Origin of the sequence: Delftia sp. WSY_12 (assembly GCF_043104645.1) — a bacterium.
GTDB classification, from domain to species: domain Bacteria; phylum Pseudomonadota; class Gammaproteobacteria; order Burkholderiales; family Burkholderiaceae_C; genus Comamonas; species Comamonas tsuruhatensis.
This window is the reverse complement of record NZ_JBICKW010000022.1, coordinates 389,043-402,399: the sequence shown is the minus strand read 5'-3', so window position 1 is coordinate 402,399 and position 13,357 is coordinate 389,043. Positions and strand designations below refer to the sequence as shown.

Annotated in this window: 14 protein-coding genes; 10 read left to right on the top strand and 4 right to left on the bottom strand. The window is 64.6% G+C overall.

Translation table 11 applies throughout. From position 1 onward, the window contains the following. Window position 1: 1 nt before the first annotated feature. Entirely contained in the window at window positions 2–1,951 is a 1,950-nt protein-coding gene (locus ACF8LI_RS14165) for a TonB-dependent receptor (protein ID WP_260263053.1), read from the bottom strand. A gap of 358 nt (window positions 1,952–2,309) precedes the next feature. Here ACF8LI_RS14165 and ACF8LI_RS14160 point away from each other — a divergent pair, with 358 nt between their 5' ends. Then, window positions 2,310–3,101 (top strand): IclR family transcriptional regulator, encoded by a 792-nt coding sequence (locus tag ACF8LI_RS14160; RefSeq protein WP_096916011.1) that lies wholly within the window; start codon window positions 2,310–2,312, stop codon window positions 3,099–3,101. Between the two features lie 30 nt (window positions 3,102–3,131). Here ACF8LI_RS14160 and ACF8LI_RS14155 read toward each other — a convergent pair whose 3' ends face one another. Next, window positions 3,132–3,947, bottom strand: coding sequence for an ABC transporter ATP-binding protein (locus ACF8LI_RS14155; protein ID WP_047472422.1), 816 nt, complete (start codon window positions 3,945–3,947; stop codon window positions 3,132–3,134). A 119-nt stretch (window positions 3,948–4,066) separates the two neighbouring features. On the opposite strand from ACF8LI_RS14155, the gene fepB reads away from it, so the two are divergent. Genes fepB through ACF8LI_RS14140 form a run of 3 tightly spaced genes read left to right on the top strand, consistent with a single transcriptional unit; the run spans window position 4,067 to window position 7,146 of the window. Then, window positions 4,067–5,041, top strand: a complete 975-nt coding sequence (gene fepB / locus ACF8LI_RS14150; protein WP_392414199.1) for a Fe2+-enterobactin ABC transporter substrate-binding protein — start codon at window positions 4,067–4,069, stop codon at window positions 5,039–5,041. A gap of 3 nt (window positions 5,042–5,044) precedes the next feature. Further along, window positions 5,045–6,109, top strand: a complete 1,065-nt coding sequence (locus ACF8LI_RS14145; RefSeq protein ID WP_392414198.1) for a FecCD family ABC transporter permease — start codon at window positions 5,045–5,047, stop codon at window positions 6,107–6,109. Then, window positions 6,106–7,146 (top strand): iron chelate uptake ABC transporter family permease subunit, encoded by a 1,041-nt coding sequence (locus tag ACF8LI_RS14140; protein WP_331254693.1) that lies wholly within the window; start codon window positions 6,106–6,108, stop codon window positions 7,144–7,146. The genes ACF8LI_RS14145 and ACF8LI_RS14140 overlap by 4 nt, the downstream gene beginning before the upstream one ends. Window positions 7,147–7,191: 45 nt before the next feature. Here the strand turns inward: ACF8LI_RS14140 and ACF8LI_RS14135 are convergent, their stop codons facing one another. Then, window positions 7,192–7,563: a hypothetical protein gene (locus ACF8LI_RS14135; protein WP_063326421.1), complete on the bottom strand. Its 372-nt coding sequence runs from the start codon at window positions 7,561–7,563 to the stop codon at window positions 7,192–7,194. A 143-nt stretch (window positions 7,564–7,706) separates the two neighbouring features. Here ACF8LI_RS14135 and ACF8LI_RS14130 point away from each other — a divergent pair, with 143 nt between their 5' ends. The 3 genes from ACF8LI_RS14130 (at window position 7,707) to ACF8LI_RS14120 (ending at window position 9,995) form a co-directional block, all read left to right on the top strand. After that, window positions 7,707–8,015: a helix-turn-helix domain-containing protein gene (locus tag ACF8LI_RS14130; protein WP_392414197.1), complete on the top strand. Its 309-nt coding sequence runs from the start codon at window positions 7,707–7,709 to the stop codon at window positions 8,013–8,015. Window positions 8,016–8,563: 548 nt separating this feature from the next. Further along, a complete protein-coding gene (locus ACF8LI_RS14125) occupies window positions 8,564–9,343 on the top strand; it encodes an SDR family NAD(P)-dependent oxidoreductase (protein ID WP_392414196.1) in 780 nt (259 codons plus the stop codon). Window positions 9,344–9,413: 70 nt separating this feature from the next. Then, complete coding sequence (locus ACF8LI_RS14120; RefSeq protein WP_392414195.1) at window positions 9,414–9,995, top strand: TetR/AcrR family transcriptional regulator; 582 nt, start codon at window positions 9,414–9,416, stop codon at window positions 9,993–9,995. Window positions 9,996–10,002: 7 nt separating this feature from the next. Here ACF8LI_RS14120 and gcvA read toward each other — a convergent pair whose 3' ends face one another. Continuing rightward, complete coding sequence (gcvA, locus tag ACF8LI_RS14115) at window positions 10,003–10,929, bottom strand: transcriptional regulator GcvA (protein ID WP_392414193.1); 927 nt, start codon at window positions 10,927–10,929, stop codon at window positions 10,003–10,005. A 210-nt stretch (window positions 10,930–11,139) separates the two neighbouring features. On the opposite strand from gcvA, the gene ACF8LI_RS14110 reads away from it, so the two are divergent. The 3 genes from ACF8LI_RS14110 to ACF8LI_RS14100 are packed head-to-tail and all read left to right on the top strand — an operon-like array spanning window position 11,140 to window position 13,351. Next, entirely contained in the window at window positions 11,140–11,484 is a 345-nt protein-coding gene (locus tag ACF8LI_RS14110; RefSeq protein WP_392414192.1) for a carboxymuconolactone decarboxylase family protein, read from the top strand. A gap of 48 nt (window positions 11,485–11,532) precedes the next feature. Next, window positions 11,533–12,198: a cupin domain-containing protein gene (locus ACF8LI_RS14105; RefSeq protein WP_392414191.1), complete on the top strand. Its 666-nt coding sequence runs from the start codon at window positions 11,533–11,535 to the stop codon at window positions 12,196–12,198. After that, a complete protein-coding gene (locus tag ACF8LI_RS14100; RefSeq protein ID WP_392414190.1) occupies window positions 12,128–13,351 on the top strand; it encodes a flavin monoamine oxidase family protein in 1,224 nt (407 codons plus the stop codon). Before ACF8LI_RS14105 ends, ACF8LI_RS14100 begins: the two co-directional genes overlap by 71 nt. The last annotated feature ends 6 nt before the right edge of the window (window positions 13,352–13,357 follow it).

The window sequence follows — 13,357 nt, the reverse complement described above, 5'->3', positions numbered from 1 at the left end:
CTCAGAACGTTCCGCGCACGCCCACGCCGATCATGCGCGGCGCGGTCATGCTGGCCTCGATGCCGCCGATGCCGCGGTTTTGCTGCAGATACGTCGGTGCGCGCCTGTCGAACACGTTCTTGATATAGCCGTACAACTGCACGCGCGCGCTGTAGGCATAGGTCATGCGCAGGTCGGCGATGGTGTTGGAGCCGACCGCATAGGCGCGCGTGTTGGCGGTATCGGAGTAGTAGCCGTCCAGGTGGCGCACCTGGCCGGAGACATTGAACCGGGGGCTGGCGTCCCAGCTCACGCCCAGGCTCAGGTTGTAGCCGGGCGAGCGGGCGAAGCGGTTGTGCTCGTAGCCGGGGTTGCTGCCCATCTCCTCGATGCGGGTGCGCAGCACGCCCACGCCGGCCTTGATCCGCAGGTTGTCCAGCGCGCGGTAGTCGGCGCCCAGCTCGAAGCCGTAGGCATGGGCCTTCTCCGCGTTGATGGTGTAGGACTGGGCCACGCCCGGGGAGATGACCACGGGGATGTTGTACTGCGCATCCCGCATGTCCATGTAGAACAGGTTGGTGTTGAGCATCAGCCGGTCATCGAGCAGGCTGGCGCGGCTGAACAGCTCGTAGTTCCAGATCGACTCCTTCTTGAAGTACGCCCATTGCCGGCTGGTGAGGTTCAGCGACACACCGCCCGGGTTGTAGCCCCGGCTGACCAGCGCGCCCACGGTCCAGCGCGGTGTGGCGGCATAGGCCAGGGACAGCTTGGGCAGCAGGGCCGAGAAGGTTTTCGTGTAGTCGAGGGCGGTGGGTGCCAGCACCGAAGTGCCGGTGCGCACCACCTCGTCCTGTTGGTAGCGCAGGCCGCTGGTCAGGGTCCAGCGGTCGGCCAGGCGCCAGTTCAGCTCGCCGAAGACGCCCAGGTTCTTCTTCGTGTCGTCGAAGGCGGACAGGCCGCGCAGCAGCAGGCTTTCGTCCGTGCCGGTGCGCGCGTAGTAGACGCCGCCGAAGCCGCTCAGGCGGTCCTTGTCGCTGCCCACCAGGGCGCGGAACTCATTGGAGACATTGTTCTGGCGGATATCGGCATCGCCCTCGCCGGGAATGCCCGTGTAGCGCTGCACGGACGAGCGCGAATACTGGGACTGGTTGACCAGCCGCACGCCGTTGCCCAGCTCGTAGCTGAGGTCGAGGATGCCGGTGTCGGTCTTCTGCTTCCAGCTGGGCATGGTCGTCGTCCAGTGCTCCAGCGCGCTGAACGGAGCGGACGCCGCCTCCTGGCTGGGGCGGTTGCTGTCGTTGTGGGAATAGGTGAACTTGGCCTCCAGGCCCGGAACGCTGCTGGGCAGCCACAGGAACTTCATGCGTGCGTTGAGTGCGCGGAAATCCTGATCGGCCTGGCCCCGCTGGAACTGCGGATTGGTGTAGTCGATGAAGGTATCGCGCCCCGAGTAGTCCACGGCCAGTCGCGCGGCCAGCTCCTCGCCCACGGGGCCGGAGACGGCGATGGACGCACGCCGCGATTGGTAGTCGCCCGCCTCCAGCTGGTAGGCCCCTTCGCGCTTGAAGCTGGGGTCCTTGGTGTTCACGACGATGGCGCCCGCGATGGCATTGGCACCCTGCGAGGTGGTCTGCGGGCCGCGGAACACCTCGATGCTCTCCACATCCCAGACCGAGGTCGCGCCGAAGAACATCTCGTTGTAGTTGAGGTAGTGCCCGTCCAGGTTGATGGTGGCGCGCGGCACCGTGCCGCCCCAGAAGACGTTCTGGCCGTTGTTGGGGCCCTGCGTGTCCTGCCCGCGGATGATGGGCGCGCCCACCGTGTCGGTGTAGACCACGTTGGGCACATCGTGCAGCACCTCGTGGACCGAGGCATTGCCGGACTCCTGCCGGGCCAGGTCCTTGCCGGCCTTGACCGACACGGAGGAGGCCGTGTCCTTGAGCTCGCGCCTGACCTTTTCTCCGCTGACCACGACCGCTTCAAGCGCGTTGGATTCCCCCCCGGAACCCGACGCGCCCTGAGCGAAGGCGCCGGCCGGCGCCATCAGGGTAGAGAGTGCGATGGCGCCCGCCCGGGACGGGAGCCTGCGATGGAAACACAGCTTCACAGCATCTTCCTTTGATGAGAATGATTCGTATTTTTCAAAGGTCGCCATCATGCATTGAAATTCCACAGTAGGGAATGAATTCCCACATGCGGAAGAGAAAAACAGCGGCGAAATGGTGTGCGCGCACCTGTGCAGAGCCTTCGGCAGAGCCGGTATCATCGACACCGGCGGCGCATGCGCCCCCACCTGCGATGCGCCTGGTACAGGCAAGAAAGCCCAGCCCTTGAAAACAACAACACCTCAGACGACAGCCGGCGAGAAGCGCTCCGGCACCATCCAGTCCGTCTCCATCGCCACCCGGTTTCTCATGGTCCTGGCCAATGCCGAAAGCGAACTGGCGCTGGGCGAGGTGGCCCGGCGAACGGGAACGGGGGGCTCCACGGCCCACCGCTACCTGCAAAGCCTCGTCAAGGAAGGCCTGGCCAAGCAGGACCCGGCCAGCGGCCTGTATGACCTGGGCAGCGCGGCGCTGAGCATCGGCATTGGCGCGCTCAAGCGTGTGGATGCGGTGGAGATTGCGGCGCAGCGCATGAAGGCGCTGACGCACAGCCATGCGCTCAGCGGCGGCGTGGCCATCTGGACCGACCGGGGGCCGACCCTGGTGCGCTGGTACCGCAGCGCCTACTTCTCGATCAACCCGCTGGCGCTGGGCGACATCCTGCCCATAGACAACACCGCCTGCGGCCTGGTGTTCCAGGCCTTCCTGCCCAAGGCCACCATCGACGCCGCACGGCGCCAGCAGCCCGCCCATTTCCGTGGCAAGCCGCCGGCCAAGGCCGTGCTCGACGAAGTGCGCGAGCGCTGCTGGTCCGAGATGACCAGCCACCTCCTGTCCAACGTCACGGGCCAGGCGGCGCCGGTGTTCGATGCGCAGCATGAAATCGTCTGCGCGGTCACCACCGTCTCGGACCTGGGCCAGCTCAAGTCACCGGAAGACCGGGTCGCACTGTTCCGCGAGGCCAGCCTGATCAACCAGTCCACGGGCGGGCGGGCCTTCAGCGCAGATTCGCCTTGAAAGCCGCGCCGGGAAGAATGGCCGGGCGCCTCAGTTCCCTGCGGCGCGCTCCACGGCATTCACGGCCCTGCGCCCCCTGGGCACCACCAGGGGCGTCCCCGACACAGGGTCTGCCATGATCACGGCCGGCAGGCCGAACACCTCCTGCACCAACTGCTCCGTGAAGATCGCCCCGGGCGCGCCCTGCGCGGCAATGCGCCCGTCGCGCATGGCGATCAGGTGCGAGGCATAGCGGCAGGCCTGGTTGAGGTCGTGCAGCACCGCAACCACCGTGCGGCCGGCGTCGTTGAGATCCGCCAGCAGCTCCATCAGCTCGATCTGGTGGGCGATGTCCAGGAACGTCGTGGGCTCGTCCAGCAGCAGGATCGGCGTCTGCTGCGCCAGCACCATCGCAATCCACACCCGCTGGCGCTGGCCGCCTGACAGCTCGTCCAGCAGGCGGTCGGACAGCGCTGCCACATCGGTGGCCTGCATGGCCTCGGCCACGGCCTGCTCATCCGCATCCGTCCACTGCCTCAGGAAGGATTGATGGGGGTAGCGCCCCCGCGCCACCAGGTCCGCCACCGTGATGCCCTCGGGCGCCACCGCGCTTTGCGGCAGCAGGCCCAGGCGCCGTGCCACCTCCTTGGCGGGAAATTGCGAGATGTGCCGGCCATCCAGGATGACCTGCCCGGCCACCGGCACCAGCAGCCGCGACAGCGCGCGCAGCAGGGTGGACTTGCCGCAGGCATTCGGCCCCACGATGACGGTGAAGGAGCCATCGGGAATGGCAAGGGACAGGCCCTGCGAAATCGTGCGCTCGCCGTAGCGCAGCGTCACCGCATCAGCACTCAGGCGCTGCGTCATGGCCGGTCATTTCCCACAATCGATAGGTCCTTCGGTGTTTGCAATGTGGAATGAATTCTACAATACGGAATACGCTGAAGACGCCGCCCTGGCGCCCGGCCCCGTCGCTTCGGATCGAGATGAACAGACTCCAACTTGCCGCCCTGGGTGCGGCCGCCGCACTGGCCGTGCTGGCCTGTTTCGCATGGTTTCCACGCGCCGCCGGTCCCGTGGCGGGCGCCGCACCGCATACATCGGATACGCCGGCTGCAGCACACGCAGACCATGCACCGCTGCCCCGGCGCATCGTCTCCACCTCGCCCAGCGTGACCGGCATCCTGCTGGCCATCGATGCGCCGGTCGTCGCGACCGCCGCGACCACGCCCAGCCGCATGACCGACGACAAGGGCTTTTTCTCGCAATGGGCCGCGGTTGCCGACAAGCGCGGCGTGCAGGTGCTCTACCGCAACCTGCAATTCGACATCGAGGCCGCCATCGGCGCCAGTCCCGACCTGCTGGTGGCCTCCGCCACCGGGGCCGACAGCGTGGCCCAGCACCGCACCGAACTGCAGGCGCAGGGCGTGCCCATGGTCGTGGTCGACTACTCCAGCCAGTCCTGGCAGGACATCGCCACCGAGCTGGGCCGCATCACGGGCCATGCGAAGCAGGCCGCCGCAGCCATTGCCCGCTTCGATGCCCATGTGGCGCAGACCGCCGCCTCCATCACGCCCCCTGCCCAGCCCGTCAGCATCGTCGCCTACAACCTGGCCGGCAGCTACTCCATAGGCCGCGCCGCCAGCCCCCATGCGCGGCTGCTGGCCGCACTGGGCTTCAAGGTGGAGGGCCTGCCGCCCGCGCTGGCCGCCCAGGTCACACGCGCCTCGGACTTCGAATTCATCTCCCGCGAGAATCTCTCGGCCGCCATCACCGGCGACTCCGTCTTCCTGCTCGGCGCCTCGCAGGGCGATGTGCAGGCCTTCCTGGACGATCCGCTGCTGGCCAACCTGCCCGCCGTTGCCGGCCGGCGCGTCTATCCGCTGGGCCCGACCTCGTTTCGCATCGACTACTACTCGGGGCAGCAGATGGTTGACGCCGTGGCAAGCCATTTCCGCTGAGCCATGCGTGCACGGCTCCAAGGCGCGGCGGCGCGGCCTGCTCAGCGCTCCTGTTTGCGCTCCTCCCTGCACTGCAGGCGTTGGCTGGGCCTTGCAGGCGGGCTGCTGGCGCTGGCCATCATCGCCGTGCTCGGCATCACCGTCGGCTCGCGCGACATTGCGCTGGCCGACATCCTCGGCGCGCTGCGGGCTCCGGACCTGCGTGATGACCAGCACCTGATCGTCAGCCTGCTGCGCATGCCTCGCACCGTGGTGGCCATCCTGGCCGGCATGGCGCTGGGCGTGGCCGGCGCGCTCATGCAGGCCGTCACCCGCAATCCCCTGGCGGAGCCGGGCCTGCTGGGCGTCAACGCGGGTGCGGCGCTGGCCGTGCTCATCGGCATGACGGCCTTCGGCCTGACGTCCGTGCTCCAGTACGTCTGGTGCGCCTTTGCCGGCGCGGGGCTGGCGGGCGCTGCCGTCTTCGCGTTCGGCCAGTCCCGGGGCGCGGGCGCGCACCCGGTGCGCTTGGTCCTGGCCGGGGCTGGCCTGTCGGTCATGCTCACCTCCAGCGCCGGCATCATCCTGCTCAACGCGCCCCCGGAAGTCTTCGACGGCTTCCGCCACTGGGCGGCCGGCTCCCTGCATGGCAGCGGCTATGCCAGCGCCGCCGTGCTGGCGGTTGCCGTGGCGGCAGGGCTGGCGGCGGCCTGGGCCATCGTCGGCCAGCTCAACGCCATGGCGCTGGGGCATGACGTGGGCCTGGCGCTGGGCGTCAATGTGCGCGCCACCGCGCAACTGGCCTGCCTGGCGGTCATGCTGCTGGCCGGGGCGGCCACGGCGGCCGTGGGGCCCATCGCCTTCGTCGGCCTGGTGGCGCCGCATCTTGCACGCCTCTCGTGCGGGCCGGACTACCGCTGGATACTGCCGCTGTCCGCGCTCTACGCGGCGGTGCTGCTGCTGGGTGCCGATGTGCTGGGCCGCGTCGTCGCGGCGCCTGCCGAAGTGGCCGCGGGCATCGTCGCCTGCCTGATCGGCGGGCCGTTCTTTGTCTGGGTGGCGTGCAGATACCGGTTGAGCAGGCTATGAAGACCTCCGTGAACACATCGGTTGTGCGCTGGGGAGCCTGTTCGTTTCTCTGGCGGCCCAGGCCGCTGGCCGTGGGCATGGCGCTGGTCGTGCTGGCCCTGGTGTTGGGTGTGCTGCTGCTGGGCACGGGAACCCTGTCCCTCAGCCCCGCCGAAGTGCTCGACAGCCTGCTGGGCACGGGCTCCAACCCCGCAGCAGAGCGCATCGTGCAGCGGGTGCGGCTGCCGCGTGTCCTCACGGCCATCTTCGTGGGCGCGTCTCTTGGCATGGCGGGTGCCATCTTCCAGTCCATCTCCCGCAACGCGCTGGGCTCGCCGGACGTGATCGGCTTCACCACCGGCGCGGCCAGCGGGGCGATTGCGCTCATCGTGCTGGGTGACGCCGGGCCGCTGTGGACATCGCTGGCCGCCGTGCTGTCGGGCATGGCCACGGCGGCGGTCGTGCTTGCGCTGTCCGGAGGGCGGCGTGCTGCCGGCGGCTACCGGCTGGTGCTGGTGGGCATAGGCGTGGGGGCCACGCTCTCGGGCCTGAACACCATCTTGCTGGTCATGGGGGACCTGGACCGGGCCGTCGCCGCGCAGCGCTGGCTGGCCGGCTCGCTCAGCGCGCGGACCTGGGCGCATGTCGTGCCCGCCGCGCTGGGCTTCATCGCCATCGTGCCCGTCGTGCTGTGGTGCGCCCGCCGCATCAACCTGCTGGAGCTGGGCGACGATGCCGCCACCCAGCTCGGCGTCAACGTGCCGCGCACGCGGCTCACCATGGTGATGGCTGCAGTGGCCCTGACCGCCATCGCCACGGCAGCGGCGGGGCCCATCGCCTTCATCGCGCTGGCCGCGCCCCAGGTGGCCAGGCGCCTGGGCCTGTCGCCCGACGTGCCCCTGTTCACGGCGGCAGCCATGGGCGCCGTTCTGCTGCTGGCGGCCGACATGCTCAGCCAGTGGGCACCCGTGCGCCTGCATCTGCCCATCGGGCTGGTGACGGGGCTGCTGGGCGGGGTGTATCTGCTGTGGCTGCTGTTTCGAACGCGCAAGGGATAGACGGCCGTGCAGGGTGCAACGGGCGCAGACCCAGTACCTGCGGGACTACCTGACGCCGCGCGCCACCCCAGGCCCCGCCACGGTGTACACATGCCCGGCCTCTTCGGCAGCCACCTTGGCCGCCTCGCTGCGGCGCACCTCCGCCTGGTCCTCGTACTCGCAGTTCATCACCCGGGCTTCACTGCCCGCGAACTCCGCGAGCGATTCAGCGCTGTTGCGAATGGTCACCAGCGCCTGCGCCACCACGTCCAGCCGCTGATGGCCCTCCGGGATCTCCAGCCATGCCAGCGCCAGCTGGGCCAAGGCGGAAACCTCGGCACAGCCTTGCTGCACGAAGCGGTCCATTTCATGCAGCGCTGTTGCGAGCTTCTGGGCGTGGGTGTTTTCGGGGGGAGGGGATGGGGGGATGTGCTTCATGGGTTGCTGCTCCTGTGACGAAGCGCCGTGCTGCGGCGAGGACGTTCCGTAGCGATTCGTGGCTGCAGGCTAGAAAACTACGCAACTCGTAGTATCGAGAATACAGCATAACTACGAGTCTCGTAGCTTTTGGAAAGCACGAGATGTCAGACGCAGATGAACAATGGGGCGCGAGGCTCAAGCAAGCTCGGCTTGCAGCAGACCTGTCCCAAAAAATGCTGGGAATTGAAGCTGGAATCGATCCGTTTGTGGCGAGTGCGCGGATCAATCGCTATGAGCTGGGGAAACACAAACCAGACTTGCTGACTGTGCGTAAGCTGGCGGAAGTGCTCAAGGTTCCGATGGCGTTTTTCTATTCGGATACGGATGATGAGGTGGCGGAGTTGTTGCTCAGGTATGGGCAGGCGAGCAGGGCGGTGCGCAAGAGGGTGAGCGAAGCGTTGAAGGGGTAGGGCGTTCGGGTTGCGTGGAAGGCTGCTTGCGATCCATTGCCGCCGTTCGAGTTTCGATGATCAATGTCTGCTCTGCAGCGAGAGCTCTAGATTGCCAACGAGGCTTCGGCGGCAGTTGTGGGACCAAAAGCCGCCGTCCGTTCCCAGGCAGATTTGGAGCTTGAAGTCGTCGCCGGCTTTTTGCCTGAAGCGTAGACTCGAACCATGTGTAGCGCCCTTGGGCACTGCGTCTTTCCGACCGCATCTCCAGCAAGGCCCCAAATCTGAGACCGCGGCGCCCTGCAGCTTCAGCCAGGGCAACAGCTCGTCGAGCTTTTCCCAGACCCGCCAACTCACGTCAAAGCTCAGGGCGGACCTGCAGCCGACGGTCCAGATCATCGAAATAAAAAATTTCTCAGATAAGAAGAAAAACTGGCTAACACAAAAATCACACCTTTCTCTACAGTAGATGGCGCCAGCTGAGCACTTTGCAAAATCAGTTGGTCCCGCGGCTCAGCCGCATTTTTCAACTACGCATACCCTACCTACCGGTAGGTTTGGAGAAAGTCATGAGCGCAATTTTTGAAGGCAAGAAACTCTTGGTCGTGGGCGGCACCAGTGGAATGGGGTTTGAAGCAGCACGCATGTTCCTGGAACAGGGCGGCCAGGCCGTCATCGTTGGTCATCGAGCAGACAAGACAGAGGCGGCCCGCAAGGAACTGTCCACGGCAGGTTCGGTGGATTCGCTGGCTGCAGACCTGACCACAGACGGTGGTGTCGGCGAAGTCACTGCGTTCCTAGACAGCCAGCACGCAGACGTGACCCATCTCGTCAACGCCGCTGGTGTCTTCTTTCCCAAGGCCTTCCTGGAACACTCCCACCAGGACTACGACATGTACCAGCAGCTCAACCGTGCATTCTTCTTCATCACCCAGAACGTGGTGAAGAAGTTGGTGGCAGCTGGCCACACGGGAGCGATAGTGAACATCGGCTCAATGTGGGCCAAGCAGGCCATCCAGGCCACGCCGTCGTCCGCCTACTCGATGGCAAAGGCCGGGCTGCATTCGTTGACACAGCACTTGGCCATGGAATTGGCCCAGCATGGAATCCGGGTGAATGCCGTCGCCCCAGCCGTGGTGCAGACCCCCATCTATGAAGGATTCATCCCCAAGGAGCAGGTCCACACCGCGCTTCAGGGGTTCAACAGCTTCCATCCAATTGGTCGGGTCGGCACGCCTCGCGATGTCGCGGAGGCGGTCACCTTCCTGCTGTCGGACAAGGCGGCCTGGGTCACAGGCGCTGTATGGGACGTCGATGGCGGCGTGATGGCCGGTCGCAACCAGGCCTGACGCACCAGGCTCGCGGCGGGGAATTGCTGCTGCACAATGCAACCGCCGCTTTGCCAAGAATCGACCGAGAATGAAGCACTTTTCCGAACTCTCCCAATCCGCTGAGCGCATCGTCGATGCAGCGGAAAACCTGGTGCAGCAGTTCGGATTCAACGGCTTTTCCTTCGAGGACATTGCGCAGTTGGTGGGCATCCGCAAGCCCAGCATTTATCACCACTTCCCGTCCAAACAGGAACTGGTAGCGGTGATGACGCAGCGGTACACGCATCGCTTCTGTGCGCGACTTGAAGACATCAACGCAAAATACAACGGTGCGGTAGAGCGACTGCATGCGCACGCAGCCCTGTTCTCCGAGACGCTAGGCAAAGAGGGCCGGCTTTGCGCATGCGGCATGCTGGGCGCAGAGCACAATTCGCTGCCGGAACCTATTCGACTGCATGTGAAGTACTTCTTCGCATGCAACATCGCCTGGCTCGAAGAGGTTATTCTGGCGGGGCAAAAACGGGGCCATCTCGCAGAGACGAAACCGGCCGTGTCACTTGCACAGCTCTGGCTCAGTGCACTGGAAGGGTCATTGCTGGTCGGCCGAACCTGCCAAGCCCCGACACCTGCCAGCATTGCCAGCGCACTGCTGGCCAGCTGGCAGCGGTGATGGCGCCTTAGTTGTCATCCTGGCATTGAAACTGGGCCTCCGCAAACAGCCAATCGCGGAATGCCACCAGCTTCGGCTTGGAGATGCATTCGGGCCGGTAGACCACGTAGTAGGCCAGCGAAGAATGGAAGCGCCTTTCTGGAAAGAGCCGCACAAGCCGGCCTGAAGCGACGTCATCGCAGGCCATGACGCTGCGCGCCAATGCGATGCCCTGACCGTCCACTGCAGCCTGTAGCACGGCAGCCGAGTTATTGATGCGCATGCCGCGCTCGGTCGACACCCCTTCAGCGCCCGCATACCGGCACCAAGCCTCCCAGGTCGGGAACCCCGTGCTGGAGTCAAGGGACAGGTCGTGGATAAGCGTCTGTCCGGCCAGGTCGGTAGGCACTTTCAGTGGCACCCGGCTCAGAAACGCAGGTGAGCAAACAGGGTAAACCTCTTCCTCCATGAGCTTCTCCGCTTTCAGCCCTGGCCAGCTCCCGGAGCCGTAGCGCACGCCGATATCGACGCTTTGCGAGACAAAGTCCACCGCTTTGTGGCTCGTATCGAGACGCACATCCGTCTCTGGCCAGGCTGCATGAAACCTCTCGATGCGGGGCAGCAGCCACTTGGCCGCAAATGCAGGGCTCACGGTCACGGTCAGTGCGCCCTGCGCCGAGCTCTCCTGCAGCTTGGACACCCCAAGGCTCAAGCGGTCGAATCCCGCGCGGATGTCGGGCAGGGCAAGTTGCGCAGCGTCCGTAGCGACAAGACGCACCTTTCCACCAGGCGCACGCGTGAACAGCGGGGTGCCCAGCCACTCCTCCAGTCCTCGAACCAGTTGCCCGACTGCGGCGGAGGTGACGTTCAGTTCATTGGCGGCCCCCGCGAAGCTCTGGTGCCGGGCTGCGGCCTCGAAAGCACGCAATGCATTGAGGTAAGAAGGTGCGCTCATATATAGAAAGTTTTTCTTTAATTGATAGAAAGAATATCACATTTGTCGTGAAGGCTCGGATCGTGAAAAATTCCAACTATCCGAGGAAAAATCCTTGGTATCGCATCGGATTCGAGCCATCACTGCAAATTTATGAGAAGTTTTACTTCTTCAAAAGCAGGATCGCAATCGCAACGGGGCACGCCCTTAAACACCTCTCAAGGAACCATCATGATGAAAGACTGGAACAACTTCCGCACGGACCTGCACACTCGCGTCGGCGACTTCGCAAAGCTCAATCCCGATGTCATGCGCGCCCTGTCGGCCATCGATGCAGGCGTCGCCAAGTCTGGCCTGCTCGATGCCAAGACCCACGAGCTCATCGCACTGGCAGTCTCGGTGACAACCCGCTGCGATGGCTGCATCGCCACCCATACCAAGAAGGCTGTCGAGGCCGGTGCGACGCGCGGCGAAATCTCCGAAGCGCTGAGCGTGGCCATTTCCCTGAATGCCGGCGCAGCCCTGACCTACACGGCACGTGTGCTGGATGCGCACGACGCACTGACTGCCGCCTGAAAACCAGTGGGCAGCCGGCCTCGAACCAAGGCCGGCTGCGAAGACGCCATGCAAATCAACTCCGACTTCTCCCGCTCTGTGCGCATCTCCAGCGATGAGCAGCACTGGATTGCCTCGCCGCAATCCGGCGTAGAGCGCGTCATGCTGGACCGCATTGGAGCGGAGGATGCACGCGCCACATCGCTGGTCCGCTACGCCAGGGGCTCCTCATTCCCGCGGCACGCCCACCCCCAGGGTGAGGAAATTCTTGTTCTGGCTGGCACGTTCTCTGACGACAGCGGCGACTATCCAGCCGGCTGGTATCTCAGAAACCCTCCGGGCTCATCCCACCGCCCTCATAGCGACGAGGGAGCGCTGATTTTCGTGAAGCTGCGGCAGATGCATGTCACGCAGGACACGTTGCGCATCAACACCTGCTCTTCGGAAAACTGGCAACAACGCGCTGACCACAGCGTCTGCAACCTCTACTGCAGTTACGGAGAACAAGTGAGTCTCGTGCGACTCGACGAAGGCGCATTGCTGCCCACCCAAACGCGAGGTGGGGCTGAGATTTTGGTCCTCTCGGGTGCCCTGCGCGAAGGCTTACAGCTGCACGGCTCGAGTAGCTGGTTACGCCTGGCCCCCGGCGAAAACTGCCAGCTCCATGCCCAAGTCCCTGACACAACGGTCTACCTCAAGACAGGGCATCTGGGTGACCTTCCTTTCATCGAGTGATGTCATGAATACTCAATCGATTGCCATCGTGGGTGCAGGGCTGAGCGGCATCTACGCGGCCTACCTGCTGGAAAAAGCTGGAGTGTCCAACTACCAAGTCCTGGAAGCCAGCGAACGTCTGGGTGGACGAATCCGGTCTGAAGAATACCGTTCTTCGCGAAGCAGCGAGCGTCTGGACCTTGGTGCAGCCTGGTTCTGGCCACACATGCAGCCTGAGCTCCACGACTTGGTCCGGAGTCTTCGCTTGAAGGTCTACGCCCAACATGAACAAGGGGCGATGATGGTCGAACGCTCACCAGAGACCGCTCCAACACGTCATGCCGGCTACTTAAGCTCCCCACCTTCCATGCGCATCGAAGGCGGCATGCTTGCCTTGGTAGACAGACTGAGCACAAGCATTGCTTCCGAGCGCATTCACCTGGACCGTCGTGTCACAGCCATCAGCGCCACCGACGCAGGCGTCACGCTTGAAGTGCAAACCGGCTCAGGCGAAATCGAATACCTGTTGGCCGACCATGTGCTGCTGGCGATTCCCCCTCGGCTTGCCGCGTCGACCATCCAGTTCATGCCGAAGCTTCCTTCCAACGTACTCGACCAGTGGCACAACACTGCCACTTGGATGGCTAGGCACGCCAAATACCTCGCTGTCTATTCCACACCGTTCTGGCGAGACGAGGGCCTTTCCGGAGAGGCCCGCAGCTTCTCGGGGCCCATGGGTGAAATCCACGATGCATCCTTGCCCGATGGAACAGGCGCTTTGTTTGGCTTTCTAGGTGTTCCTGCCCATACACGCAAACGTGTTTCATCGCAGACCCTGCAGCGTCTGTGCCGCGCGCAATTTGTGAGGTTGTTTGGAGCCAAGGCAGCCCACCCCGTAGCCGAGTGGCTCGTGGACTGGTCGCAGTCTTCGTTGACGGCTACATCCGCGGATGAACAGTCCGATGGCCAACATCCCATCCCGCCTAGCCCACGGGTGGACGAAGGTCCGTGGCGAACCCGCATTTCGGGAGTCGCAAGCGAGTGGTCCCAGACCTACCCAGGCTACGTTGCCGGCGCCGTACAAGCTGCGCAAGCCGCTGTGCACGCGCTGCTAGCTGCACGCACCCCTTCAAGCCAGGCCTCTTCGTCAATCGAGTCGGCTTCGCCTCTCTGAGTCATC

Bases quoted from the DNA above. Each gene is read 5' to 3' on its own strand.
- ACF8LI_RS14155 (WP_047472422.1), bottom strand. From the start codon at position 3,947: ATGACGCAGCGCCTGAGTGCTGATGCGGTGACGCTGCGCTACGGCGAG.
- fepB (WP_392414199.1), top strand. From the start codon at position 4,067: ATGAACAGACTCCAACTTGCCGCCCTGGGTGCGGCCGCCGCACTGGCC.
- ACF8LI_RS14145 (WP_392414198.1), top strand. From the start codon at position 5,045: ATGCGTGCACGGCTCCAAGGCGCGGCGGCGCGGCCTGCTCAGCGCTCC.
- ACF8LI_RS14140 (WP_331254693.1), top strand. From the start codon at position 6,106: ATGAAGACCTCCGTGAACACATCGGTTGTGCGCTGGGGAGCCTGTTCG.
- ACF8LI_RS14135 (WP_063326421.1), bottom strand. From the start codon at position 7,563: ATGAAGCACATCCCCCCATCCCCTCCCCCCGAAAACACCCACGCCCAG.
- ACF8LI_RS14130 (WP_392414197.1), top strand. From the start codon at position 7,707: ATGTCAGACGCAGATGAACAATGGGGCGCGAGGCTCAAGCAAGCTCGG.
- ACF8LI_RS14125 (WP_392414196.1), top strand. From the start codon at position 8,564: ATGAGCGCAATTTTTGAAGGCAAGAAACTCTTGGTCGTGGGCGGCACC.
- ACF8LI_RS14120 (WP_392414195.1), top strand. From the start codon at position 9,414: ATGAAGCACTTTTCCGAACTCTCCCAATCCGCTGAGCGCATCGTCGAT.
- gcvA (WP_392414193.1), bottom strand. From the start codon at position 10,929: ATGAGCGCACCTTCTTACCTCAATGCATTGCGTGCTTTCGAGGCCGCA.
- ACF8LI_RS14110 (WP_392414192.1), top strand. From the start codon at position 11,140: ATGATGAAAGACTGGAACAACTTCCGCACGGACCTGCACACTCGCGTC.
- ACF8LI_RS14105 (WP_392414191.1), top strand. From the start codon at position 11,533: ATGCAAATCAACTCCGACTTCTCCCGCTCTGTGCGCATCTCCAGCGAT.
- ACF8LI_RS14100 (WP_392414190.1), top strand. From the start codon at position 12,128: ATGCCCAAGTCCCTGACACAACGGTCTACCTCAAGACAGGGCATCTGG.